Source organism: Streptomyces sp. Da 82-17, assembly GCF_046098215.1.
Classification (GTDB): Bacteria; Actinomycetota; Actinomycetes; order Streptomycetales; family Streptomycetaceae; genus Streptomyces.
Genome location: NZ_JBJURH010000005.1, coordinates 124732 through 147435, shown reverse-complemented (window position 1 = coordinate 147435; position 22704 = coordinate 124732). Strand labels below are relative to the sequence as shown.

Genomic DNA, 22704 nt, shown 5'->3' with positions numbered 1-22704 from the left:
TCTCGTACGGCTTCACAGGCCGTACGAGAACCGCTCAACTGCCCGCACCGCTGGGGAAGTTCATGGGCGACCGGTTCCCGCGGGGCCGGGCGGTGTGCGTGGCTCACGGGGTGCGCCGCCGAACTCGGCCGTACGCCCGCGCAGATCGCCCTGGCCTGGGCGTTGCGGGCGCCGGGCGTGACGGCGCCGGTCCTCGGCGCCCGTACCCCGGGCCAGCTGGAGGACAACCTCGGAGCCCTCGACGTCGCCCTCGACGTCGACCTCGCCCCCGACCAGCGGGCCCGCCTCGACACGGCGAGCGCGATCGAGCTCGGCCACCCGCACGACCTGCTCGCCGGCGACCACATCCGCAGGGTGATGTCCGGCGGTGGGCGCCGAGGACACGGGCGTAGGTGCCGGTGGTCTCCAGGTCGAGGATCTCGCCGCACTCGATCTGCGCCGCCCACAGCCGGGACAGGCCGGCGGCGGAGGCGGCCTGGGAGAGGGGGAGGCCCTGCTCCACGCGGATCGCCCGCAGCCGCTGCCCGAGAGCGAAGGCGTCGACGGAGTCCATGCTGCGACGGACGGGCCGGGCGCTGTCGAAGTCGCGGTTCACGCCCGGCCTCCGAACAGCGTCGCGAGACCGTGCTCCAGGTCGACGGTCACGGCCTCCTTGGCGGGCGCGACGACGGAGTGCGTACGGACCAGGAACCGGCGCAGGACCCGTGTGTCGAAGCGGAGCACGGCCACACCCTGGGGTGTGAAGAGCTGCACGAGGGTGTGGGTCGGCCCTTGCGGCCGGATGCGTACGTTGCCGATGCCGCCCCCCGCGGCCAGCCCCTCGGCGAGGAGGGAACGGGCGAACACCCAGGTCGCCTCCTTCCCGTCGGCCGTGATGTGCTCGGGGAACCTGAGCCGGACGGCGAGCGGGTCGGCGGAGTCGTAGCCGAGGGTGACCGAGACGGGTATCTCGCGGTGCGCGGTGACCAGGCGGGCGCCGGTGGCCAGTTCCAGAGTGACGTGCATGAGGGGCTCCATGGTGGGGACAGCAGCACGGCCTTTCGCGGGCCGCTGTGGTGGGAGAGCGCCTCCGGGGTTTTTCCTTACGCGGGTTTACACAAGAAGATTGTGTGACCTGAGTCACGGTTGGTGAGGGAGGGGTGGCCGGGGTCCGGGTGGGCGTGCGGCGCCGCGGCGTTAGCCTGCGGTCCGGGGCGCGGCCCCGCCCGCCCGCGCCGACGGCACGGGCGAACCGACCGGCAAGGAGGCCTCCAGCCATGACGACCACCGCCCGCGCGAGCGTGCAGCACGAGGACGAGCGGGTGCGGGTCACCCGCTGGGACTTCGAGCCCGGCCAGAGCACCGGCCGCCATGTGCACGCGTACGACTACGTCGTCGTCCCCGTCACCGACGGCCGCACCGACGTGCACACCCCCGACGGCGCGGTCACCACCTCCGAGCTGCGGGCGGGCGAGTCCTACGCCCGGCAGGCGGGCGGCGAGCACGAGGTCGTCAACGCGGGGACCGAGCCGCTCGCCTTCGTCGAGATCGAGATGAAGCAGAAGCAGGAGCAGAAGCAGGAGCAGGGCTGACGGCGGGACCGTGTCAGGCCGGGAGGATCTCCTCCAGGGCCTCCACGATCTCGTACGAGTCCGGGGTGGTCTGCGGGGAGAAGCGGGCGGCGACCTTGCCGTCGGGGGCGATGAGGAACTTCTCGAAGTTCCAGCGGATGTCCCCCTTGTGCCCGTCCGCGTCCGCGGCGCGCACGAGCTTCGCGTAGAGGGGGTGCCGCCGCGGGCCGTTCACCTCGACCTTCTCGGTCAGCGGGAACGTCACGCCGTACGTGGACGAGCAGAACGCGGCGATCTCCTCGGGCGTCCCGGGCTCCTCCGCGGCGAACTGGTTGCAGGGGACGCCGAGGACGGTGAAGCCCCGGGCCGCGTACGTCCGCTGGAGCTGTTCCAGCTCGGCGTACTGGCGGGTGAGGCCGCACTTGGAGGCGACGTTGACGACGAGGACGGCCTTGCCGCGGTACTGGGCGAGGTCGGCCGGGCCGCCTTGGAGCGCGTCGATCCGGACATCGTAGAGGGACATGCCGGAGATGCTAGGTCTCGTCCTGTGCGGGGGTGAGACCGGGGCGGGGCCGGCTTTGGTGGGGTGGCGGGGTCGGGGCGGCAAGTCCGTTGTCAGTGGGCGCTGTTACGTTCTGTGACATGACCGATCACGCGCTGCAGCTGCTTCGGCGGGACCGCCGCCTGGCCGAACTGGCCGCATTCCCCTTCGACTTCGACCTGGACCGAGCCGCCCACGGCCACGTCGAGGAGGTCCGCCTCGCCTCGGGCGGGCCGCTGGAGGTGGTGGCCGGGGACGACACGGGCGGTACGTACTTCGTGTGCGCCGACGGCTCGGTGCTCTACGCCGACTCGGAGGGCAGCGCCGGAATCATCGGCTCCAGCGTCGACGAGGCCCTGGAGATCATGATCGGCCTGCCCTGCTGGCGCGACTGCGCGCACCTGTCCCCGGGCGACGGCGAGGAGAAGATCCTGGCCCGCGTCACGGAGATCGAGGACGAGATCCGCGAGGACTACGGCATCGACGAGGAGCGGGCCGAACTCCGCGCCGCCCTCGGCTTCCCGGACCGCTCCCCGGTCGAGCTGGTCGGCAGACTGCACGCCGCGCTGCTGCGCACCGAGCCGGAGTTCGTGCTGCTCAACGCGGACGAGGGGGGTGCGTACCAACTGCTCGGCCCGGCGGGCCCGCCGCTGTGGGAGCCGGTGCTCGCGGCGGGCCGCGCCGACCTCGCCCGGCTGCGGGAGGGCGACCGCGAGACGTGGTGGCGTGCCGTCCCCGAGGACCCGGTGCGCCGCCGGGCCGCCGTGCGGGCCGCGCAGTTCGACCGGGCCGACGGCGATCTGGAGCTGCTGCGGCATCTGCTGCGGCACGAGGCGGAGTCGTCGATGACGGAGGAACTGCGCATCGCCGCCGTGCTGGTGGGGCTGCACGGGGACACAGCCGATCTGCCGCTCCTGGAGGAGGTCCGGTTCACGGACTTCGACACGGCGTGCGGCCTGAGCGACATACCGGAACAGGGCGCGAGCGCCGACGAGTTGCGGCGGTGGGCGCGCGGGCTCGACGCGTCGATGGTCGGGTCGGACCCGGCGGACGAGCCGCTCTCCACGTGGACCGACCTGGCCCGGGACCAGGGCATGACGGAGCTCGCGCGGGTGGCGCTGATCCGCGAGCTCGACGCGATCGACGGGGACCGGAGCAGACTCCGCCGCCCCGGGACGCCCCACGCCCTGACCACGGCACCGCTGAGCTCGCTCGCCCGGGACTTCGAGGAACTCGGCGACCTCCCGCAGGCGTTGCGAGCCCAACGCCTGTACACCGCGCTCCAGGACACGGCCTGGGACCGTGTCTCGGCCGGGCGCGACCTGGCCCGCCTGGAACGCGAGGCGGACCGCCTGCCGCAGGCGGCCGAAGCCCTGGCCGCCGTACGCACCGCCCTCGCCACCCCCGGCGACCCCTCCCTGGACCACTGGCACCGGACCAACCTCGGCCGCTGGACAGCCGCGGAGCACTACCACCTCACCCGCGCCTTCGCCGACGCGGGCCGCACCGAGGAGGCCCGCACGCTCCTCACGACCGCCGACGCCGTACTCGCCCAGCTCGCGGAGAACGCCGCGAACGACGTCCGCGAACTGGCGGAGGGGACGGCTGCGCGGGTGGGGGAGGTGGGCTGAGGTCAGGGAGGGCGGGGGAGCGCGGGGAGGAGCGACGGGTGCACGAGGCGATCGGCGCTGCCCCTGGCTGCTCTGTCGTCGAGCAGCAGCTTTCCCTGTCCCAAAGGCACGGCGAGTACGTCATCACCTCGTAACCGTGCTTCCCCCGGCGCCGTCGGATCGGGCAGGGTCAAGATCGACCACTTGCACAGCACGGCCTGCCGATCGGCGGGCCGGACTTCGTACCACCATGGGGGAACCGCATCATGCTTCGCACTCAGCGCCGCAGGGCCGTCATCGCCGCCGCCGCACTGCTCGCCACGACCGGGCTGCTCACGGCCTGTCAGGGAGACGCGGACGGGGGCAAGAAGGCGTCCGGGTCGTCCGGGTCGTCCGTCTCCGACTCGGACGCGAAGGGCGGGGGCGGGGGCGACGGCGCCGCGGCGGACGGGGCGAAGTCGCAGGCCGGCACCGGCGGTTCGGGGGCGAAGCCGGCGGGCGGCAAGGACGTGACCGGCACCTGGTTCGGCACCGTCTCCTACCTGGCGCCCGGCAAGTACACCGTCACCGACCTGAAGGACACCCAGCAGGCGTTCTTCACCTCGACCGACACCGACATCCAGGGCGCCGGCGAGATCTGCGGCGACGCCGACGGCCAGGCGGCGACCCCGTGCAGCGAGGAGCAGTTGGAGGCCGCGGCGAAGAAGGGCGTGTCCGCCACGGTGAAGCTGGAGAAGGGCATCGCGGTCAGCGTCGTCGAGGACCGTGCCGGCAGCGGTGGCGGTGACGACTCCGGCACCGGCAAGCCGACCGGCACCCGCTCCGGGGAGCTCGGCTATCTGGCCCCGGGCAAGTACTCGCTGCTCGGCAGCGACGGCTCGAAGCTCGCGTTCTTCAGCGCCACCGCCACGACCATCAACGGCAACGGCTGGATCTGCGGCGAGAACGGCGACAACAAGCGCTGCACGGAGGGCGAGCTGGAGGCCGCGGCGAAGAAGGGCGGCGTGCGGGTCGTCGTGAAGCTCGACAACGGCGCCGCCGTCACCATCGACGAGGAGCACAACTGAGCCGTTTCCGCAGCGAGTTGAGCAAGGGAGCGGGACGCAGGCGGCCCCCCGGTCGGGCCGCGCGCGCCGGGGTGCTCGCGGGCGCGCTGCTCGTGGGAGCGCTGCTCGGGGCGGGCGGCACGGCGGCCTGGCGTTCCGGTGAACTGCCCTTCGTGGCACGGGACATGTGCTGGGGCGCGCTCTCGCCCGAGGTCGCGCACGCCCTGTTCTCGGACACCGACGTCCGCAGCAGCGAACTCCCGCTGCGCCGCGCCACCGAGGACCCGATGCGTACGCAGTGCAGCATGCAGGGCTTCGGGGACGACGAGCTGGAGTCGGAGGTCACGGCGTCGGTGCGGACGCTGGGCGGTCTGCGGGGCACGCCGGCGCGGAGCTGGACCGAGCAGTACCTCTCGGCCCGTATGACCCCGCTCGGCGGCGGCGTGACCGGCATGGCGTCCGCCAACCGCGCCTGGGTGGCGCTCCCGGCGAGCTGCGAGGACCGGCCGTACGAGCCGGGCGAGAAACCGCCGTTGCGGGTGGTCACCCTCGCCTCGGACGAGGCCGACCCCGCGTACCTGAACGAGGTCGACGCGCGGCGCGGCCTCGACGCGATGTCCCGGGCGGTGGTGCGGTTGGCCAACGGGGTCATGGAGCGGTACGGCTGCGAGGAACGGTACGACGACCCGCCGAGGCTGCCCCGCGCCCCGGAGGGCAACGAGCTGCCGGACACCGACCCCGAGCGGCTCTGCGGAATCCGCGGCGTGCGCTTGCCCGACTGGGCCCGCGGGCCCGAGACGAAGGCGGTACGCACGACACCGGGCGCGGACACGGGCGCGGGCACGGGCGCGGGCGCGGCGGCCTGGGCGTGCGACGTCAGGTCGCCCTTCGGCGCCAACAGGCTCCGCCTGATGACGGTGACGGACCCGGAACTGGCCCGCGTCGTCTCCCGGACGCTCTCGAACCGGGCCGCACCGCTGGGCGGCGACGGCCGCGGCGCCCACGCGGACGGCCTCGGCGTCTACACCGCGGACTGCCCCTCCGGCCGTGTCGCCTTCGTGGCACACGAGCGGAAGACGGAGGACGGCTCGTACGAGGACTCGTACGACGACTCACACGACAACTCGTACGACGACGCGTACGACGACGCGTACGACGACAGATCCCTCGCCCTCGCCGTCCTGCCGTCGTACGTCGAGGCGGAGGCGAAGCGGGTCGGGTGCGGCGAGGTGCACGTGGACCTGGAAACGTGAGGGGGTGCCCGCCCGAGGAGCCCGCCGGGCCGCTCAACTCCCCGCCCATGACCGCAACTTGGCCGGATTCCGCACCGCCCAGATACGCGTGATCCGGCCCTCGTCCACGACCTGAGAACCCGCGACCTGAGAACCCACGACCCGCGAACCCGCGACCTCGAACGCGTACACCGCCGCGATCTCCCCGCCGTACTGGAGCACCAGCCCGGCCCGCCCGTTGACCGTGCGCTCCGCGACCGTCAGGCCGCCGGACGCGCGTGCGGAGAGGTCGGTGAGGTGGCGGGCGATGCCCTCGGCGCCCTCGATCGGGTGGAGCACGGCGGCGACCACCCCGCCGCCGTCCGCCGTGAACGTGGCGCCCGGCGCGAGGAGGCCGACGAGCGCGTCGATGTCCTGGGCGTCCCAGGCCCTCTTGAACTTCCTTACCAGTCGGGCCTGTTGGGCCGCAGGGGTCTCGGGGGCGGTCAGGGAGGCGCGGATGCGGCGGCGGGCGGCGGAGGCGAGTTCGCGGCAGGCCGCAGGCGTGCGGCCGGTGATCCCGGCGATCTCGGCGAACGGGAACCCGAACACGTCGTGCAGCACGAGCGCGACACGCTGCGCCGGGGTCAGGGACTCCAGTACGACGAGGAACGCCATGCTCACCGACTCGTCGAGGGTGACCCGGTCGGCCGGGTCCGCGGAGCCCGAGGCGCCCGAAGTGGCGCTGCCGGGGCGGCCGTCGAGCCACTCGGCCCGGTCCGCCCGCGCGGGCAGCGGCTCCGGGATCCACTCGCCCACGTACCGCTCGCGCCGCACCCGCGCCGAGCCGAGGAGGTCCAGGCACACGCGGGTCGCGACCGTCGTCAGCCAGGCGCCGGGCGACTCGACGGCGTCCTGCTGCGGCCGGGACAGGGCGTACCAGCGGGCGTACGTCTCCTGCACCGCGTCCTCCGCCTCGGCGAGCGAGCCGAGCAGCCGGTAGGCGAGCCCGGTCAGCCGCCGCCGCTCACCGACGATCGCGTCCAAGTCGGCCTCGGGCGGCGCGAGTTGCTGTTCCGGCTGGTCGGTCATGGCTCCTGTGGCTCCCTGCTCCTGGATCGTCCCTCGCTCGTACGAGTACGACGAGACAGCCCGCCGGATTGTCACGTCCGCCGCTCTCCCTGACATTCGGGGAGGCCGCGTCGTCGTACTGCTTGAAGCACTCGCTTCGAAGCACTCGCCTCGAAGCACTCGCCACGTCAGGAGACGACAGACATGACGGCTACGGCAGCCAAGCGCAGGATCGGCATACTCATCGGCAGCACCCGGCCCGGCCGCAAGGGCGCGCAGGTCGCCCGCTGGGTGCAGGAGCGGGCCGCCCGCCGGGGCGACGCCGAGTTCGAGGTGATCGATCTCCTCGACCACCCGCTGCCCCACCTCGACGAGCCGCTGCCCGCGCTCACCGGGCGGTACGAGCACGCCCACACCCGCGCCTGGTCGGAGACCGTCGCGCGCTGCGACGGATTCGTCATGGTCACCCCCGAGTACAACGCCTCGATCCCCGGCGTGCTGAAGAACGCCGTCGACTACCTGCACGCGGAGTGGACGGGCAAGCCCGTCGGGTTCGTCTCGTACGGCGTCCGCGGCGGCGTCCACGCGGTCCGGCAGCTGCGGGCGCTCTGCGAGCTCCTCACGATGCGCGCGGTGGCACCGCAGGTGTCGTTCTTCCTGCACACCGACTTCAAGGACCGGACGACCCTCGAACCCGGCGACGAGCACGCCACCGCCCTGGACGCCCTCCTCGACCACGTCGTCGCCCGGACCACGGACGAGCGGCCGCCCACGCCCACGCGGCGCGAGGCGGACGAAGCGGCCGTCCGCCGCAGCGTCGACGCGCTCGCCGCGGCGATCCGGGCCAAGGACCTCGACGGCCTGCGGCGCCGCTACGCGACCGACGCCGTCTCCTTCGACATCGACCCGCCGCTCCAGCACGTCGGGATCGACGCGAAGCTCAAGAACTGGGCGAACGTGTTCACGTACTTCAAGAACCCGGCGTACGAAGTCCGCGACCTGACGCCCACGGTGGCCGACGACCTCGCGTACGCCCACGCCTTCGGCCGCCTCAGCGGCACGCTGGCCGACGGCACACAGGTCGACGGCATGTGGGTCCGCGCCACCCTCTGCTTCCGCAGGACCGACGGCGAGTGGCTCATCACCCACGACCACGTGTCGGTACCGCTGGACATCCGGGACGGGAAGGGGGTGGTGGACCTGGAGCCGTGACCCTCTCCCCGTCGGGAAGGGCGAGGTCGGCCGATGCGCGAGCAGTGCCGGAGGAAGATGGCACGCGGGCCGTGGCCGACGCGTCGAACCCGGACCGGCTGCCCGGACCGGTCGCCGTCGTCGTCGGCCGTGAGCACTACGTCGACGGCGAGGGGTGCGACGAGGCCGAGTACGCATCGCCGCGTGGAAGGAGACCGGCGAGGGCAGCGCGCCTGCTCAGTTCCGCCTGCGTCGGCGGCGGACGACGTACGGGACCGCTGCCAGGGCGAGGGCGGCCGCAACTCCGGCGCCGACGGCGAGTTCCCAGCCGATGCCGCCGCTTCGCCGGCCGTCAGCGGTCTCTCGACGCTCGCCGGGCCCGGCCTTCTTCCCGTCGCCGTTGCCCTCCGTACGGACGTCCCGCTCCGTATGGCCGTTCACGGTGATCGCCGCGACGTTGTCGCCCTTGTCCGGGTCGCGGTCCGCGTAGTCGTCGCCGGCGACGGCCGTCACGCGTCCCGGGGCTCCCTTCTCCTCGTCGATACGGAACCGCAGCACGTCGGTGTCCGACTCGCCGGGGCCCAGCCCTCTGCTCCCGCAGGAGTACCGCTTCGCGCCCGGCTCCCAGGGCTCGCAGACCCATGTGGGCAGTTCGTCCGCCTCCGGGTCCGGGGACGGCTTCTCCGGCGGCAGCAGGGTTGTGCCCTCGGGCGGGACGACCGTGTAGCTGAGGTAGTTTGCGGCGACCTGTCCCGGGCCGTCGTTGCGCAGCCCGACCCTCAGCTCGACGACGTCTCCGGGCCGGCCGCGCAGGTCCCCGGCCACGGCCTGCAGGTCGACGTGCTGCCGGGTGACGATGGAGACGTGCGAGGAGCCCCGGGCGAACCCCTCGGGCTCGGTCGGCGTCAGACCCAGCTCGGGACCTGCGCCCTGGACGGTGTACTCGGCCTCGTCGAAGTAGGGCCCGGCGTCCTGGCCGGGCGCGAAGGCGTTCACGTACACCGAGCCCTTCGTCAGGGCGGTCCCGCCGTCCGCGACGAACGGCGCGTCGAACGCGTAGGCCCGGCCCGGCTCCACGCGCTTGTCGAAGAAGCAGTACGCCTTGGTCGGGCTGGTCTCGGTGTAGCGGCAGTTGCGGTATCTGCGGGCGAGCTGCGTCCGGGAGTCGGGCGTCACCTCCACTCCGAATCCGGTTGCGGCGATGGGCCCGCGGTTGAGTACGCCGCCCCGGATCTCCACGGGCTTCCCCGCCGGGGCGTCCTTGATGGAGACCTTCTTGCCCCACAGCTCCGGTGTCCCCGCCGTCATCACCGTCTCGGCCTCGGCGCGCTGCCCGTCGGGGCCGGTCGCGGTGAGGCGTACGGTGCCGTGCGTGCCCGGTTCGGCGGCCTTGTCGGCGCCGAGGACGACGAGATCCGTCAGGACGTGGCGCTGCCGCGAGGAGGTGAGGCGGCAGGTGAAGACGTACCCGGCGCCCTCCTCGCAGACCCGCTTCGCGTACAGCCGCACCACGCCCCGCACCTCCGAGGCGTCCACGGTGAGCGTGACGCCCCGTACGGAAGCGCCGTCTCCCGCGTCGATCGTCACCGGCAGGTGCACGCGCACCGGGTCGGACGTCTGCGTGTAGTACATGCCCGGGGCCCGGAGGGCCGGCCCGGCCCCGTCGTCATCGGCCTGCGGCGCAGCGACCGCCCCCGGCGCCAACGCTCCCGTTGCCAGCACGGCGACTGCTGCCGCGACCGGCCCCCATTTCCTCGTCATGGCCCGAGCATGCACTCCGCAGCACAACGAGCGGATCACGCGGCCGAACCAGTTCCGCCTCGATGCGGCCCGACCTTAAGCGAGGGTCAAACACGCCTTAAGCGTGCTGCGGAAGACGTGCGGGCCAGTTCAAATCCCCGCAGGCCAGGGGCAGTTGAGGAGATCACGGGAGGGCCGTGCGCCGGCGGTGATCGTGCTTGGCGTCTGGTGCCGCGCCAGTACCCCTGGTACGAAATGGAGAGCGCTCTCAGGATCAACTCCCCCCACAGACGAGGTGTGTTCCCCCATGGCCACTCACCGTGCCCGTCGATGGTCGCTGGGAGGGCTGGCGGTCATGCTGTCCGCCGCCCTCGGCTCCGCCGTCCTGTTCAACACGTCCGGCCCGGCCACGAGCCGGGCGAGCGCCGCCACCGCGGCCACCTGGTCCGACGAGTTCGACGGGGCCGCGGGCAGCGCGCCCGACTCCTCGAAGTGGACCCTGGAGACCGGGGGCGGCGGCAACGGCAACCACGAGCTGCAGTACTACACGGACAGCACCGAGAACGCCGCGCTCGACGGCGAGGGCAACCTGGTCGTCACCGCCCGCAGGAACTCCGACCCGGGCCTCCAATGCTGGTACGGCACCTGCGAGTTCACCTCCGCCCGGCTGAACACGGCGAAGACGTTCACGCAGAAGTACGGGCACTTCGAGTCCCGCATCAAGGTCCCCGCGGGGCAGGGCGTCTGGCCGGCGTTCTGGATGCTGGGCGACAACCTGGGCGAGGTCGGCTGGCCCAACAGCGGTGAGATCGACATCATGGAGAACGTCGGCAAGGAGCCCGGCACCGTCCACGGCACCCTGCACGGGCCCGGCTACTCCGGCTCCGGCGGCATCGGTGCCGCGTACCAGCTGCCGGACGGCCAGGCCTTCGCCGACGACTTCCACGTCTTCGCCGTCGACTGGAGCCCCTCCAAGATCACCTGGTCCGTGGACGGCCACGTTTACCAGACCCGCACCCCGGCCGACGTCGAGGGCAAGGAGTGGGTGTTCGAGCACCCGTTCTTCCTCATCCTCAACTTCGCGGTCGGCGGCGACTGGCCCGGAAAGCCGGACCCCGGCACGCCGTTCCCGCAGACGATGACGGTCGACTACGTCCGCGTCACCACCTCGGACTCGGCGAACGTGCCCGGGACTTCCACCGGCAGCGGCAACGGCAACGGCACCGGTAACGGCAACGGCGCCGGCGACAACTAGGCCGCGTCCAGGCCGACTTGAGGGCCTGCGCGAGAAGAGGCCGGTACGTGTTCCGCGCCGGTGCAGGTCGTCGTCAGGTCCCGATCCCGGGCCGGAGCACGACTCCGCTCCCCTCACGCCCGCGCCGGGACTGCCACAGCCGTGACCAGGAACCCGTGCGCGGCGTGCCAGTTCCCGGTCGGGTGCGGGCCGTCGCCGTCCGCGGCGCCGGACGAGCCACGCCGCACGGTGAACGTACCGACCGCACCGGCCGTACCGAAGGCGCCCGCCTCCTCCCGGAACGTGACCTCCGCGTCGTCGAAGCGCAACGGGCGGTGGGCCGCCGCAGCCGAGGCCTTGTAGAACGCTTCCTTGGCGCTGAACAGGAGCCGGTCCCAGTGGACGTCCGGCCGGACGGCGTCCAGTCGGCGCAGGTGTGCGCGTTCCGTGGGCGACGTGATGCCGTGCCGGACCGAGCGGGGCAGGGGCGCGTTCGGCTCGGCGTCGATCCCGAGCCGGGCGACGGCGTCGGTGCGGGCGACGGCGGCCGCCCGGTAGCCGTCGCAGTGCGTGATGCTGCCGGTGACGCCGGGCGGCCAGACGGGGGCGCCGTCCGGGCCGGGGAGGAGCGGCGCCGCGGGCAGGCCCAGGGCGGCCAGGGCGCGGTGCGCGCACCGGCGGGCGGCGGCGAACTCGCGGCGACGTTTCTCCCCGGCCCGTTCGACCTCCCGCGCCTCGGCGGGGAACAGGGCCGCGTACGCACCGGACGCCGGTTCGCCGAGCGCGTCCTCGCCGACGGCTCCCGGGGGAAGCGCGCGCGAGATGAGCATGAGCCGGACCTCAACTCCTCTGTGTGGACGCCGAGTTGGGGCGATCGGCGCCAGTACGGCCGCCGCCGACCCGGTGCGATGAGTGCGGTGGACGACCGCCGTTGAGATTCTAGGTCACATGACCTAGCCTCTGCGGTGTGGACGATGACATTCAGCTGGACGCGACAGGCCCGGTGCTCGTGGTGGGCGGATACGGAACCGTCGGCGGTGATCTCACCCGGCTCGCGGCGCCCACCTGGCCGCTGCTGCTCACCGGCCGCACACCGGCGCGCGGGCAGGCGCTCGCGGACGAGGTCGGGGCGGCGGTGCGGCGCTGGGACCTGAGCGACCCGGAGCCGTTCGAGGCGAAGGTCCGGGCCGTGATCAGCACCGTGAACGACCCGGACGACCGGGTGCTGCGCGCCGCGATCCGTGGCGGGGTGCCGTACGTGGACATCACGCGCTGGACGGCCCGGCTGCAGCGGGCCACCGCCGTCGCCGCCGTGACGCCGCCGACGGCCCCGGTGCTGCTCTCGTCGAGCTGGATGGGCGGCGTGACCGCCCTGGTCGCCGCCGCGCTGGCGGCCGAGCTCGGCGGGGCGTCCGCCGTGGAGACGGCCATCCGGTACGACCTGAAGGACCGGGCCGGCACCGACTCGGTGGAGTTCATGGACCGCCTCGGCCTCGACTACGAGGTCACCGAGAACGGCGAGCGGCACATGGTCATGCCGTTGAGCGGCGCGGGCAACGTCGACATCGGCGGGCACCGCACGAAGGTCGCCCGGATCGACACACCCGAGCAGTTCACCCTGCCGCTCACCCTCGGCGTGGACACCGCGATCACCCGGATCGGGTTCAGCGCCAACTCCTCCACGTCCACCCTGCTCGCCCTGAAGAAGACCGGCTTCTTCCGCTGGGGGCGGGGCGACCGGTTCGAGTCGACCCGGCGGTCGATGCTCTACTCGCCGGGCGAGGGCGGCAGCGCGCTGCTGCGGATCGACGTACGCGGACGGAGCGGAGGCCGACGTACCGCCGTGCTCGACGACCCGGCCGGGCAGGCCCATCTCACCGCGCTCGGCGGCCTGTTGGGGCTGCGGCGCGTGCTCGGCGAGGACGGCCACGCGGCGCCGCGCGGGGTGGCGTTCCCGGAGCTGACCCCGGCCCCGCAGGACGTCGTCCCCGCCCTGGAGAAGGCCGGCGTGAAGGTCACGGTGTCGTGAGCGAGGAGGAAGCGGCCGTGGAGCGGCAGGAAGCAGCCGCGGACGGGAAGGCGGCGGGGAGGACGGCGGGCGTGGACGCGAAGGCGAAGGGCGGCGGCAAGTCGCAGCTGACCCGGCAGGGCAGCATCCGGCGCACCAGCCTCCTCGACGCCGCCGAGACCGTCCTCGTCGCCAAGGGCAACGCCGACGCCTCGCTGCGCGCCATCGCCGGGGAGGCCGGCGTGCGGGTCGGGCATCTGCAGCACTACTTCCCGACCCGCGCCGACCTCGTCAAGGCCGTCCTGGAACGGGCGTTGGACCGCTCCCTGGACCGCCTCGCCGAGACGACGGGCCTGCGCGTGACGGGCGAGGACCCGACCGTCATAGCGGCCCCCGACGGCCTTGCGAGCCCCGCCGACGTCGTGGCCGTCGTCCTCGCCGAGCAGGAGGACCCGCAGCTCGTCCGCCTCTACGTCGAGGTGTGGGCCCTCGCGGCCCGGGACGCCGACATCGCCACGGTGGTCCGGGAGTTCTACCAGCGGTACGTCGCCCACGTGGCCGCGTACGTCGAGCTCCGCCGCCCGGACTGGCCGGCGGAGCTCTGCCGGGCCCGCGCCGAGACGTTCGTGGCGCTGGTCGAGGGGGCGGCGCTGATGCGGTCCGGCATCGCCGGCAGCCGCTCACCCGCCCTCGACGAACAACTCGCCGCGCAGGCCGCGCAGTTGATCGGCGAGTAGCACAGCCACCACCGTCGGCCTCGCACCTTCGCGCTGTCCGTCACGCCGCACCCAGGGGGACTTCCGCATGCCCGAGATATTCGACCTCGCCGAACTTGCCGCCTCCGCCGACCTGGAACAGGAGCTGGCCCGCCTGACGGAGAGCCACGGCATCATCCGCACCCGGCAGTTGAACCAGCAGGAGAACTGGACGGTGCTCGGGGCCGCCCTGACCCGGCGGCTGCTGAGCGATCCGCGGCTCTCCAACGACGTCCACACCCACGCCCCGCACGGCGCACTGGTGCCCGGCATGGCCGTGATGCTGCTCGAACAGGACGACCCCGGGCACAGCCGGGCCCGCCGCCTGGTCAGCGCGGCGTTCGCCTCGCGGGCCGTGCGGCGACTGGAGCCGCGCATCGCGGAGATCACCCGGCAGCTCCTGGACGCGCTGGGCGACAGCGGCACCGCGGACTTCATCGAGGAGTTCACGTACCCCATGCCGCTCGAAGTGATCTGCGAGCTGCTCGGCGTGCCGGCCGAGGACCGGGCGCCGTTCCGGAAGTGGGCCATGGACATCTCCGCCGCGCCGTCGGCGGAGGCCATGGAGGCGTCGGCGGGCGAGCTGTTCGCGTACTGCATCGGGCTCATCGGCGCCAAGCGGGAGCAGCCCACCGAGGACCTGCTCGGCGAGCTGATCGCGGCGCGGTTCGACGACGGCACCGGGCTCACCGACGAGGAACTGTCCTCGTTCGCCGCCGTACTGCTGATCGCCGGCCACGACACGGTGACGAACCTGCTCGCCAACGCGCTGCACGAACTCCTCACGCACCCGGGCCAGTTGGCGGCGCTGCGGCAGGACCGCTCCCTCGTGTCCGGCGCGGTGGAGGAGGCGCTGCGCTTCCGGGGCTCGGCCATGACGACCGTCAACCGGGTGGCCCTGGAGGACATCGACGCGGACGGGGTCCTGATCCGCAAGGGCGAGCTGGTGCGCTTCCTGCTCAACGCCGCGAACCGTGACGCCGGGGTGCGCGAGGACCCGCACACGTTCGACATCGAGCGGTCCACCGCCCAGCACGTCGCGTTCGGCATGGGCCCGCACTTCTGCCTCGGACAGCGCCTCGCCCGCCAGGAGGCGACGATCGCGCTCACCGAGATCCTGGACCGCTTCCCGACACTGGAGCTGGCGGTGCCGCAGGAGGAGCTGCGCTGGCTCGCCTCGGACGCGATCCGCGGCCTCGAAGCGCTGCCGCTCCGGTACGCGCGCTGAGCCAAGGCGTCTGTCAAGTCACCTGCTGTGTCCGTGAGTTGAGGGGATTTCCGGCATGCGTATCACGGTCGACCGCGAGCTGTGCGACGGGCTCGGGCAGTGCGCCCTCGTCGCGCCCGAGGTCTTCGCGCTCGACGACGACGAGCGGCTGACGGTCGCCCCCGACCCGCCGGCCGAGCTCGCGGACCGGGTCACCGCCGCCGCGCGGGCCTGCCCGGTGCGGGCGATCTCGGTCGAGGAGAGCTGACGCCTTGCACGAGGTCGTCGTCGTGGGGGCGGGCCTGGCGGGCGTACGGGCCGCGGAGGAACTCCGAGCCGAAGGGTTCACCGGCCGGCTGACGGTCGTGTCGGCCGAGCGTGAACTCCCCTACGACCGGCCGCCGTTGACCAAAGGTCTGCTCGCCGGAACGCTCACGGAGGACGACATCCGCCTGGCCGGCGCCGACGCCCTCGACGCCCGCTGGATCCGCGGCAACGGCGCCGTCGGCCTCGACCGGGAGCGGCGCCGCTTGCTGCTCGCCGACGGGGCCGAGCTGCCGTACGACGGGATGGTCCTCGCCACCGGTGCGCGGGCGCGCGCCTGGCCGGGGGATGCGCCGCCGGACACGGTTCTGACGGTGCGTGAACTGGGCGACGTACGCGCCCTGCGGGCCGCGGTGGCCGGCGGGGTCCGGGACGTGGTCGTCCTCGGGGCGGGCCTGGTCGGCGTGGAGTTGGCGTCGTCGCTGGTGGGGCTCGGCGTGCGGGTGACCCTGGTGGAACCGTCCGGCCGGCCGCTGCGGGCACTCGGCGGCGCCGTCGCCGAGCGGATCGCCGAGGCCGCGCGCCGAGCGGGCGTGGAGCTGCTGCTCGGGACCGGGGTAAGGGCGGTCCGTACGGAGCAACGGCGGGGCGACGCGGTCGAGTTGACCGACGGGACGGTGCGCCCGGCCGGGCTCGTGGTGGCGGCGGTCGGCAGGGCGCCCGCGACCGACTGGCTCGCGGAGTCGGGGCTCGCGCTGCCGTCCGGGTGGATCGGCTGCGACGAGCGGCTCTTCGCCCGGACGACTCCGGGCGGAGCGGATCCGCGGATCGTGGTCGCCGGGGACGTGGCGTGCTGCGACGCGGTGCGCACGGCGGACGGGCCGGCGCCGTTGGAGCACTGGAGCAACGCGGCCGCGCAAGGGCCGTGGGCCACGCGCAACCTCCTCGCGGGGCCGGACCGCGCGACCGCGTACGAGCATCTGCCGTCGTTCTGGACGTCGGCGTTCGGCCTGCGCGTCAAGGCGGTCGGGCTGCCGGGGACCGGCGACCGGGTCGTCGTCGAGTCGGAGGAGCCTGCCGTCGGGGCGCTGGTCGAGGCGCACTACCGGCGGGGGCGGCTCGTCGGCGCGGTGAGCGTGAACGCGGGGCGGCTCCTCGGGGAGTACGCCCGCAGGCTCCGCGTATGAATTCGCTGTTAACTCTGGAACGGACACACGACTTTTATTAACGGCGTCTTTCGAAAAGCCTCTGGGTCACGTGACCTATCCCACAGCGGTCTGGTTATCTCGAATATGCCTGCTAACGTTTTCGACGTGCCCCGCTCAAGGGGCGGACGGGCATTCGGAGAAGTGGCCCGTTCCTTCGCGTACGTCAAGCGTTCATGTGCTACGGGGGTAGACGACGTGTACAGCGCCTTCATGCGTGTCTGAATTCTTTAATTTCTCGCCGCAGTCGCCCGGCCGCCGTGCAGGGGGGTGTGCGGAATTCTGTGCTGCCTGTTTTCGTGTGCGCCCCCATGCCCTGAGAAGCGTGTTACCCAGAGTTTCAGTGAACACGGAGAGAATAATGCAGAATCCCTTCACGGAGAACCGGATCCACGACATTGTGCGGGAGGGCCTGGCCCAGGTGCTCGGCACCGGAATCGACGACGTGACGGCCGACGCCACCCTCGTCGCCGACCTCGGCGCCGAATCCCTCGACCTGGTCGAATTCCGCTTCGAGATGGAGACCCGGCTCGGCGTGGCCCTGCCCAAGTCCAACGTCCTCGACGAGCTCGCGACCGCCCTCGGCGGCTCCGGCGAGCTCTACGACGAGCGCGGCGGCATCACCGAACTGGCCGCCGAGGTGCTGCGGCGCAGCGCGTTCGGCTACACCGAGGAGCAGGTGCACGCCGGGATGCGGCCGCACGAGGTCGCGGCGGCGGCCACCAGCGCCCACTGGGCCGCCTTCACCCACGCGATCTTCGACCACCTGCCCGCGAAGTGCACCGAGTGCGGCGCCGACAAGGCGGAGATCGCCGCCTCCGGCAAGGCCGTCTGCGCCGACTGCGGCGCCGTCCCCGAAGCCCTCTCGGGCGACGAGGTCATGGCCGCCGGCGTCCGCACCGCCCTCGACGCGATCGGGCACGTCCAGCCCGTCGCCTGACCGCGCCGACCCCCACGGAAAGCGCCGCACGCCCCATGCGAAAGGGAAGTACGTGACACCCGAGTTACCCCAAGCCGCCGACCACGAGGTCGTGGTCACCGGCATCGGTCTCGTCGCCGGCCGGCTCACCGACCCGGAAGCGCTGTTCGACCACCTCGCGCACGGGGGCACCCTCATCGAGGAGCACCCCCTGCACACGGACTGGGGCGTGCCGAGCGCCGTGTCGGCCCACATCGACCCGCAGGTCCGGCAGAACCTCGAGGCCGCGCTGCCCGCCGAGGCCGGGCCCCTCGGCCCCGCCGGGGTCCTCGCCTGGCACGCCGCCGCACAGGCATGGGAGCGCAGCGGACTGCCCCGGCGCCTCGAAAGCGACCGCGGCGGCGTCTTCCTCGCCTGCAACCGCATGGTCATGGAGCCGTCCGAACTCACCGCGCTCGCCGGCCACGTCGACTTCGAGACCGGCACGTTCGACCTCGACGCCTGCCTCGACGCGGACGACGGCCCCGAACCGCAGCGGCTGCGGCGGATCCAGCCCGACACCGCGACCGCCCGCCTCGCCGACTGGTTCGGCGCCGCCGGAGTCATGGAGACCCACGCGGACGCCTGCGCCGCCGGCGGCATGGCCATCGGCAGCGCCTACCGCTACATCCGCAACGGCGCCCTCGACGTCGCCCTCGCCGGCGGCGCCGAGAGCCTCACCACCCTCACCAGCGTCACCGCCTTCCACGGCGTCGGCGCGCTCGCCCCCAGCCAGGGACGCGAACCCGCCCGCATCAGCCGCCCGTTCGACAAGGACCGCTCCGGGTTCGTCATCGGAGACGGCGCCGCCTTCCTCGTACTGGAGTCGCGGGCACACGCCGAAGCACGCGGCGCCCGCGTCCTCGCCCGGATCGCCGGATACGCCGGAGTGACCGAGGCGGTACGGATGACGTCCAGCACACGGGACGGCTCCGACTACGCCGAGTGCATCCGCGCGGCCCTCGCCGACGCCGGACTCGCCCCGGACGCCATCGACCACATCAACGCGCACGGCACGTCCACCGAGGCCAACGACACCTGCGAAGCCGCCGCCCTGCACGCCGTGTTCGGCCCCGACGCGCGCATCCCCGTCACCGGCAACAAGTCCGCCATGGGACACTCCCTCGCCAACAGCGGGGCCGCCGAGGCCGTCCTCTCGGTCCTCAGCCTGCGGCGGCAACGCGTCCTGCCCACCCTCAACTTCACCGAACCCGACGAGGTGACCCGCGGCCTCGACATCGTCACCGCCCCACGTGACGTGCCCGTACGCGCGGTCCTTTCGAACTCCTTCGGCTTCGGTGGCCAGAACTGCTCCCTGATCCTGGCCCAGGCGGGGTGAGGCGACCATGACGACCCTCGACTCCGTACGCCTCACCGCACCCGGCCTCTACACCGCAGCCGGCACCGACACGGCCGACCTCTGGGACGCCCTCCTCGCCGGGAAGGACACCCGCAGCCCCGCCGAGATCCTCGCCGGGACCTGGCCCGGTACGGACACCGCGTACCTCGTGGACGACCCGGACGCCGCCACCCTCGGCGTGCACCGCAGGGTTCTGCGCACCTCCGAGAAACAGGCCCGCACAGCCCTCTACGGCGCCCGCCTCGCGCTCGCGGGACGCGACGGCGTGGGCGGCGCCGACTGGGGCCTGTACCTCGGACTGCCCACCGTGGACGAGGAGTTGCTGCGGTTCGACGCCCTCGGCCGGCTCCGGCAGGCCGCCGGCTCGCCCGACCGGGTGGCGGCGCTCTTCGCCCGCGAGGTGCCGCCGTTCAGCGGGCTCTCGCACCTCAACAGCACGGCCGCCGCGCACATCTCGGCGACCTTCGGACTGACCGGCGCGATGGCCGCGTACTCGCCGTTCTCCGACGCCGGCCTCCAGGCCCTGATCGACGGGGCGCTGTCCGTCGCCGAGCGGGAGAACGAGGCCGCGGTCATCGGCGCCGTCAGCCCCAAACTGCACCCCCTGCTCCTCGCGCAGTACGAGGAGCTGGGCTGGAACGGCGCGGTCCCCGGAGAGGGGTCCGCCTTCCTGCTCGCGACCCGCACCGGTACGGAGCCCGACGCGACGCCGACGGCCAGGATCACCGGCTACGGCCGCGCCTTCGGCGCCGGGGACGCGGCGACCCGTACGGACGCGATCGCCGAGGCGGCCCGTGCGGCCCTCGCGACGGCCGGCGCCGACCCCGGCGGCCTCGGCTGGGTGCTGCCCGACGCGACATGGACGACCGACGGCGAACGGGCCCAACGCGCCGCCCTCGACCGGGTGTTCGCGGACACACCGCAACCGCCCCCGGAGTTCACCGGCGAACGCGCCACGGGCGTGCTCGGCCCCGCCCAGCCGCTGAGCCACGTGCTGCTCGCCCTGCACGGACTGGCCCACGGCAGGCGGCTCGTGCGGGACGGCGACGCGGTGCGCGAGGAGGCACTGCCCGCCTCCCGGGTGCTCGTACTCGCCTGCGGCGCACGCGGCCAGGCCTGCGCCGTCGTACTGGAAGGAACCCGAACATGAGCCGGCGCGTGGTGGTGACCGGGCTCGGCGCCGTCTGCGGCCTGGGCCTCGACTGGCAGACGATGTGGGAAGGGCTCTGCGAGGGCCGCTCCGCGATCCGCGACTGGCGGCTGCCCGGCATCGAGGACTTCCCGGTGCGCTATGCCGCCCCCGTCGACGACGCGGCCTTCGAGGAGCGCTTCGGCGCCGACGAGGAGCAGGGCCGCCCCATGGAGCGCCGGGTGCGGTTCGGCCTCGCCGCCGCCGCGCAGGCCCTGGCCGACGCGGGCATCGACGCCGACAGCCGCCCGGGCCGGATCGGGACGGCCGTCGGATCGGGCGTACCGGAGCGCGATCCGTACGAACTCCTCGAAGCCGTCGGCGAGGACGGGCGGCCCAGTTGGCAGACGCTCTACGCGCGGCGATCCCGGCTCGACCGGTCCAGCGGCCTCTTCTGCACCAACGACGCCCTGACCGCGGGGATCGCCGCCCGGCACCGGCTGCGCGGGCCCGCACTCAACTTCTCGACCGCCTGCGCGGGCGCCACCCACGCCATCGGGCACGGCTTCCGCATGATCCGGCGCGGCGAGACGGACGCCATGCTGGTCGGCGGCGCCGACTCCGTGCTCAACCTGCCGACCATGACGGGCCTGCACCTGCTCGGCGCGCCCTCCACGTCCGAGCTGTTCGGGGACCGCCTGTGCCGGGCCTTCGACCGGGACCGCAGCGGACTGGTCGCCGCGGAGGGCGCGGCCATGCTGGTCCTGGAGAGCGAGGAGAGCGCGCGGCGGCGCGGTGCGCGGATCCACGCCGAGCTGGCCGGCTTCGGCAGCTCCCTCGACGCGTACCAGGTCACCGCCCCGCACCCCGAAGGGCACGGCGCCGCGCTCGCGATGAGCCGGGCCCTCGCCGACGGCGGTGTGGCGCCGCACGAGGTGCACTCCGTCAACGCGCACGGCACGTCGACCCCGCTCAACGACCCCATCGAGACCCGCGCCATCAAGGACGTGTTCGCGGAGCGCGGGCACTACCGGAAGCTGGCGGTCACCGCCAACAAGACCATGCTCGGACACCTGATCGCGGCCGCGGGCGCACCCGAACTCATCGCCACGGTGCTGTCCGTACGGGACGGCGTCGTGCCCCCGACGCTCAACCTGGAGAACCCGGACCCGGCCTGCGACCTGGACTACGTGCCGGACAAGGCGCGGCACCAGGAGGTGTCGGCGGCAGTGAGCAACTCCTTCGGCTTCGGCGGCCTCAACGCCAGTCTGGTGGTACGCGGTTATGAGCACTGACAGCACTGACAGCACCGACAACCCGAGCACGCGCGGCTCCGGCGGCATCGTCGTCACCGGCATCGGCGCCGTCCTGCCCACCGGCCGCGGCCCCGAGGCCCTCTGGCAGGCGTGGCGCGACGGGCGGCCCGCCCTCACCCCGTACCGGGACCCGTACGTCCGCACCCGGCGGATCACCCGCTTCGGGCACGTGCCCGCCGACCTGCAGGAGCTCAGCCGCGACCAAGTCCCCCACAAACTAAGGAAGTTCGGCACTCCGTTCACGTTCGGCGCGGTCCTCGCCACCCGGGACGCGCTCGCCGACGCGGGGGAGAGCTGGCGGGCGATCCCCGAGGAGCGGCGCGGCCTCTACGTCGCCCAGGACGACTCGACCGACCTGAGCGTCGCCGCGTTCCACAAGGCCCTCGCCCGCGCCCGCACGGAGGAACCCGCCTCGGAGGGCGTGGAGCTGCGGCGCCTGGTGGCGGAGGCGTTCGGCAACGCGGCGACGTTCAACCCGTTCACCGTCATCAGGGCGCTGAACAACAACACCCTCGCCCTGGTCAGCATCGTCGAGCGGTTCCGCGGCGACTGCGCGGCCTTCGCGCAGGACGCGGGCGCCTCCCTCGGCGCCCTGCAGCGGGCCGCGTTCAGCCTCCGCTCCGGGTACTGCGACACCGCCGTGGTCGTCGGCGCCGGCAGCCACAACGAACCGCTGAAGCTCGCCGCCCACCAGCGCGCCGGGCACCTGAGCGGCGACGGCACGATCCGGAGCTTCGACGCCGCACGCGACGGCACGGTCCTCGCCGAGGGCGCGGTCGCGCTCGTACTGGAACGGGCCGAGGACGCCGCGGCACGCGGGGCCCGCCCGCAGGTGGAGATCCTGGGCGCGGCACTGCGGCCCGCCCCGGACGACGGCGTCGGCCCCTTCGCGCTAGCCGAGCAGGCCCGCGCGCTGACCACGGCGCACGGCCTCGACCCCGACGCGCTCGGCGCCGTCCTCGCCGACGGCAAGGGAACTGTGGCTCACGACGCCGCCGAGGCCGAACTCCTGCAGGCCCTCCTCAAGGACAGCGGCGTCCCGGTCAGCTCCGTACGCCCCGTCACCGGCACCCTCGGCGCCGCCGGACCGCTCGCCGAACTCGCCCTGGCGCCGAACCTGTTCGCCGCCGACACACTGCCGCCCGTACCGCATCTGACCGCGCCGCCCGACGACGGCACCGACTTCGTCGCCGGCACGGCAAGGGCCCGGCGCATCGACTCCGTGCTCAGCCTGCACAGCACCTTCAACGGGTTCGCGGGCGCCCTGCTCGCCAAGCGGCCGCACACCTTCTAGGGGGACCACCGCGC

General features: G+C 73.3%; 20 protein-coding genes and 2 pseudogenes. 17 read left to right on the top strand and 5 right to left on the bottom strand.

Annotated elements, in window-relative coordinates:
- Positions 1 to 123: 123 nt before the first annotated feature.
- A pseudogene (locus ACIDOF_RS10480) lies at positions 124 to 243 on the top strand (aldo/keto reductase); the annotation flags it as partial.
- A 348-nt stretch (positions 244 to 591) separates the two neighbouring features.
- Here the strand turns inward: ACIDOF_RS10480 and ACIDOF_RS10475 are convergent.
- Positions 592 to 1005 carry an SsgA family sporulation/cell division regulator gene (locus ACIDOF_RS10475; RefSeq protein WP_409005497.1) on the bottom strand — a complete coding sequence of 138 codons (414 nt, stop codon included), beginning with the start codon at positions 1003 to 1005 and terminating at the stop codon, positions 592 to 594.
- A gap of 251 nt (positions 1006 to 1256) precedes the next feature.
- Here ACIDOF_RS10475 and ACIDOF_RS10470 point away from each other — a divergent pair, with 251 nt between their 5' ends.
- A complete protein-coding gene (locus ACIDOF_RS10470) occupies positions 1257 to 1571 on the top strand; it encodes a cupin domain-containing protein (protein ID WP_409005496.1) in 315 nt (104 codons plus the stop codon).
- 13 nt (positions 1572 to 1584) lie between these two features.
- On the opposite strand, the gene ACIDOF_RS10465 is transcribed toward ACIDOF_RS10470, so the two are convergent.
- Positions 1585 to 2073 (bottom strand): glutathione peroxidase, encoded by a 489-nt coding sequence (locus ACIDOF_RS10465; protein WP_409005495.1) that lies wholly within the window; start codon positions 2071 to 2073, stop codon positions 1585 to 1587.
- 119 nt (positions 2074 to 2192) lie between these two features.
- Here ACIDOF_RS10465 and ACIDOF_RS10460 point away from each other — a divergent pair, with 119 nt between their 5' ends.
- From ACIDOF_RS10460 to ACIDOF_RS10450, 3 genes are all read left to right on the top strand, one after another.
- Positions 2193 to 3722, top strand: coding sequence for a hypothetical protein (locus ACIDOF_RS10460; protein WP_409005494.1), 1530 nt, complete (start codon positions 2193 to 2195; stop codon positions 3720 to 3722).
- 245 nt (positions 3723 to 3967) lie between these two features.
- Positions 3968 to 4768, top strand: a complete 801-nt coding sequence (locus tag ACIDOF_RS10455; protein ID WP_409005493.1) for a hypothetical protein — start codon at positions 3968 to 3970, stop codon at positions 4766 to 4768.
- Between the two features lie 17 nt (positions 4769 to 4785).
- Positions 4786 to 6000, top strand: a complete 1215-nt coding sequence (locus ACIDOF_RS10450; RefSeq protein WP_409005492.1) for a hypothetical protein — start codon at positions 4786 to 4788, stop codon at positions 5998 to 6000.
- A gap of 33 nt (positions 6001 to 6033) precedes the next feature.
- Here ACIDOF_RS10450 and sigJ read toward each other — a convergent pair whose 3' ends face one another.
- The gene (gene sigJ / locus ACIDOF_RS10445) at positions 6034 to 7050 is read right to left on the bottom strand and encodes an RNA polymerase sigma factor SigJ (RefSeq protein ID WP_409005491.1); all 1017 of its coding nucleotides are present in this window, start codon (positions 7048 to 7050) and stop codon (positions 6034 to 6036) included.
- Positions 7051 to 7233: 183 nt separating this feature from the next.
- Between sigJ and ACIDOF_RS10440 the strand changes: the two genes are divergently transcribed.
- Entirely contained in the window at positions 7234 to 8241 is a 1008-nt protein-coding gene (locus ACIDOF_RS10440) for an NAD(P)H-dependent oxidoreductase (protein ID WP_409005490.1), read from the top strand.
- A 216-nt stretch (positions 8242 to 8457) separates the two neighbouring features.
- Here ACIDOF_RS10440 and ACIDOF_RS10435 read toward each other — a convergent pair whose 3' ends face one another.
- Positions 8458 to 9981, bottom strand: coding sequence for a hypothetical protein (locus ACIDOF_RS10435; protein WP_409005489.1), 1524 nt, complete (start codon positions 9979 to 9981; stop codon positions 8458 to 8460).
- Positions 9982 to 10267: 286 nt separating this feature from the next.
- Here ACIDOF_RS10435 and ACIDOF_RS10430 point away from each other — a divergent pair.
- A pseudogene (locus tag ACIDOF_RS10430) lies at positions 10268 to 11188 on the top strand (family 16 glycosylhydrolase); the annotation flags it as partial.
- Between the two features lie 140 nt (positions 11189 to 11328).
- Here the strand turns inward: ACIDOF_RS10430 and ACIDOF_RS10425 are convergent.
- Positions 11329 to 12024, bottom strand: a complete 696-nt coding sequence (locus ACIDOF_RS10425; protein WP_409005488.1) for a 4'-phosphopantetheinyl transferase — start codon at positions 12022 to 12024, stop codon at positions 11329 to 11331.
- 137 nt (positions 12025 to 12161) lie between these two features.
- Here ACIDOF_RS10425 and ACIDOF_RS10420 point away from each other — a divergent pair, with 137 nt between their 5' ends.
- The 10 genes from ACIDOF_RS10420 (at position 12162) to ACIDOF_RS10375 (ending at position 22690) form a co-directional block, all read left to right on the top strand.
- A complete protein-coding gene (locus ACIDOF_RS10420) occupies positions 12162 to 13223 on the top strand; it encodes a saccharopine dehydrogenase (RefSeq protein WP_409005487.1) in 1062 nt (353 codons plus the stop codon).
- Positions 13220 to 13939 carry a TetR/AcrR family transcriptional regulator gene (locus tag ACIDOF_RS10415; RefSeq protein ID WP_409005486.1) on the top strand — a complete coding sequence of 240 codons (720 nt, stop codon included), beginning with the start codon at positions 13220 to 13222 and terminating at the stop codon, positions 13937 to 13939. The genes ACIDOF_RS10420 and ACIDOF_RS10415 overlap by 4 nt, the downstream gene beginning before the upstream one ends.
- Positions 13940 to 14006: 67 nt before the next feature.
- Entirely contained in the window at positions 14007 to 15185 is a 1179-nt protein-coding gene (locus ACIDOF_RS10410) for a cytochrome P450 family protein (protein WP_409005485.1), read from the top strand.
- 55 nt (positions 15186 to 15240) lie between these two features.
- Positions 15241 to 15432 (top strand): ferredoxin, encoded by a 192-nt coding sequence (locus tag ACIDOF_RS10405; RefSeq protein ID WP_409005484.1) that lies wholly within the window; start codon positions 15241 to 15243, stop codon positions 15430 to 15432.
- 4 nt (positions 15433 to 15436) lie between these two features.
- On the top strand, positions 15437 to 16615 hold the full coding sequence (locus ACIDOF_RS10400) for an NAD(P)/FAD-dependent oxidoreductase (protein ID WP_409005483.1): 1179 nt from the start codon (positions 15437 to 15439) through the stop codon (positions 16613 to 16615).
- Between the two features lie 379 nt (positions 16616 to 16994).
- Positions 16995 to 17573 carry an acyl carrier protein gene (locus ACIDOF_RS10395; RefSeq protein ID WP_409005482.1) on the top strand — a complete coding sequence of 193 codons (579 nt, stop codon included), beginning with the start codon at positions 16995 to 16997 and terminating at the stop codon, positions 17571 to 17573.
- Between the two features lie 52 nt (positions 17574 to 17625).
- Positions 17626 to 18930: a beta-ketoacyl-[acyl-carrier-protein] synthase family protein gene (locus tag ACIDOF_RS10390; protein ID WP_409005481.1), complete on the top strand. Its 1305-nt coding sequence runs from the start codon at positions 17626 to 17628 to the stop codon at positions 18928 to 18930.
- Positions 18931 to 18937: 7 nt separating this feature from the next.
- A complete protein-coding gene (locus ACIDOF_RS10385) occupies positions 18938 to 20101 on the top strand; it encodes a beta-ketoacyl synthase N-terminal-like domain-containing protein (protein ID WP_409005480.1) in 1164 nt (387 codons plus the stop codon).
- Complete coding sequence (locus ACIDOF_RS10380; RefSeq protein WP_409005479.1) at positions 20098 to 21375, top strand: beta-ketoacyl-[acyl-carrier-protein] synthase family protein; 1278 nt, start codon at positions 20098 to 20100, stop codon at positions 21373 to 21375. The genes ACIDOF_RS10385 and ACIDOF_RS10380 overlap by 4 nt, the downstream gene beginning before the upstream one ends.
- The gene (locus ACIDOF_RS10375; RefSeq protein ID WP_409005478.1) at positions 21365 to 22690 is read left to right on the top strand and encodes a beta-ketoacyl synthase N-terminal-like domain-containing protein; all 1326 of its coding nucleotides are present in this window, start codon (positions 21365 to 21367) and stop codon (positions 22688 to 22690) included. The genes ACIDOF_RS10380 and ACIDOF_RS10375 overlap by 11 nt, the downstream gene beginning before the upstream one ends.
- Positions 22691 to 22704: the final 14 nt, after the last annotated feature.

Bases quoted from the DNA above. Each gene is read 5' to 3' on its own strand.
- ACIDOF_RS10470 (WP_409005496.1), top strand. From the start codon at position 1,257: ATGACGACCACCGCCCGCGCGAGCGTGCAGCACGAGGACGAGCGGGTG.
- ACIDOF_RS10465 (WP_409005495.1), bottom strand. From the start codon at position 2,073: ATGTCCCTCTACGATGTCCGGATCGACGCGCTCCAAGGCGGCCCGGCC.
- ACIDOF_RS10460 (WP_409005494.1), top strand. From the start codon at position 2,193: ATGACCGATCACGCGCTGCAGCTGCTTCGGCGGGACCGCCGCCTGGCC.
- ACIDOF_RS10455 (WP_409005493.1), top strand. From the start codon at position 3,968: ATGCTTCGCACTCAGCGCCGCAGGGCCGTCATCGCCGCCGCCGCACTG.
- ACIDOF_RS10375 (WP_409005478.1), top strand. From the start codon at position 21,365: ATGAGCACTGACAGCACTGACAGCACCGACAACCCGAGCACGCGCGGC.
- ACIDOF_RS10435 (WP_409005489.1), bottom strand. From the start codon at position 9,981: ATGACGAGGAAATGGGGGCCGGTCGCGGCAGCAGTCGCCGTGCTGGCA.
- ACIDOF_RS10385 (WP_409005480.1), top strand. From the start codon at position 18,938: ATGACGACCCTCGACTCCGTACGCCTCACCGCACCCGGCCTCTACACC.
- ACIDOF_RS10410 (WP_409005485.1), top strand. From the start codon at position 14,007: ATGCCCGAGATATTCGACCTCGCCGAACTTGCCGCCTCCGCCGACCTG.
- ACIDOF_RS10380 (WP_409005479.1), top strand. From the start codon at position 20,098: ATGAGCCGGCGCGTGGTGGTGACCGGGCTCGGCGCCGTCTGCGGCCTG.
- ACIDOF_RS10475 (WP_409005497.1), bottom strand. From the start codon at position 1,005: ATGCACGTCACTCTGGAACTGGCCACCGGCGCCCGCCTGGTCACCGCG.
- ACIDOF_RS10395 (WP_409005482.1), top strand. From the start codon at position 16,995: ATGCAGAATCCCTTCACGGAGAACCGGATCCACGACATTGTGCGGGAG.
- ACIDOF_RS10425 (WP_409005488.1), bottom strand. From the start codon at position 12,024: ATGCTCATCTCGCGCGCGCTTCCCCCGGGAGCCGTCGGCGAGGACGCG.
- sigJ (WP_409005491.1), bottom strand. From the start codon at position 7,050: ATGACCGACCAGCCGGAACAGCAACTCGCGCCGCCCGAGGCCGACTTG.
- ACIDOF_RS10440 (WP_409005490.1), top strand. From the start codon at position 7,234: ATGACGGCTACGGCAGCCAAGCGCAGGATCGGCATACTCATCGGCAGC.
- ACIDOF_RS10405 (WP_409005484.1), top strand. From the start codon at position 15,241: ATGCGTATCACGGTCGACCGCGAGCTGTGCGACGGGCTCGGGCAGTGC.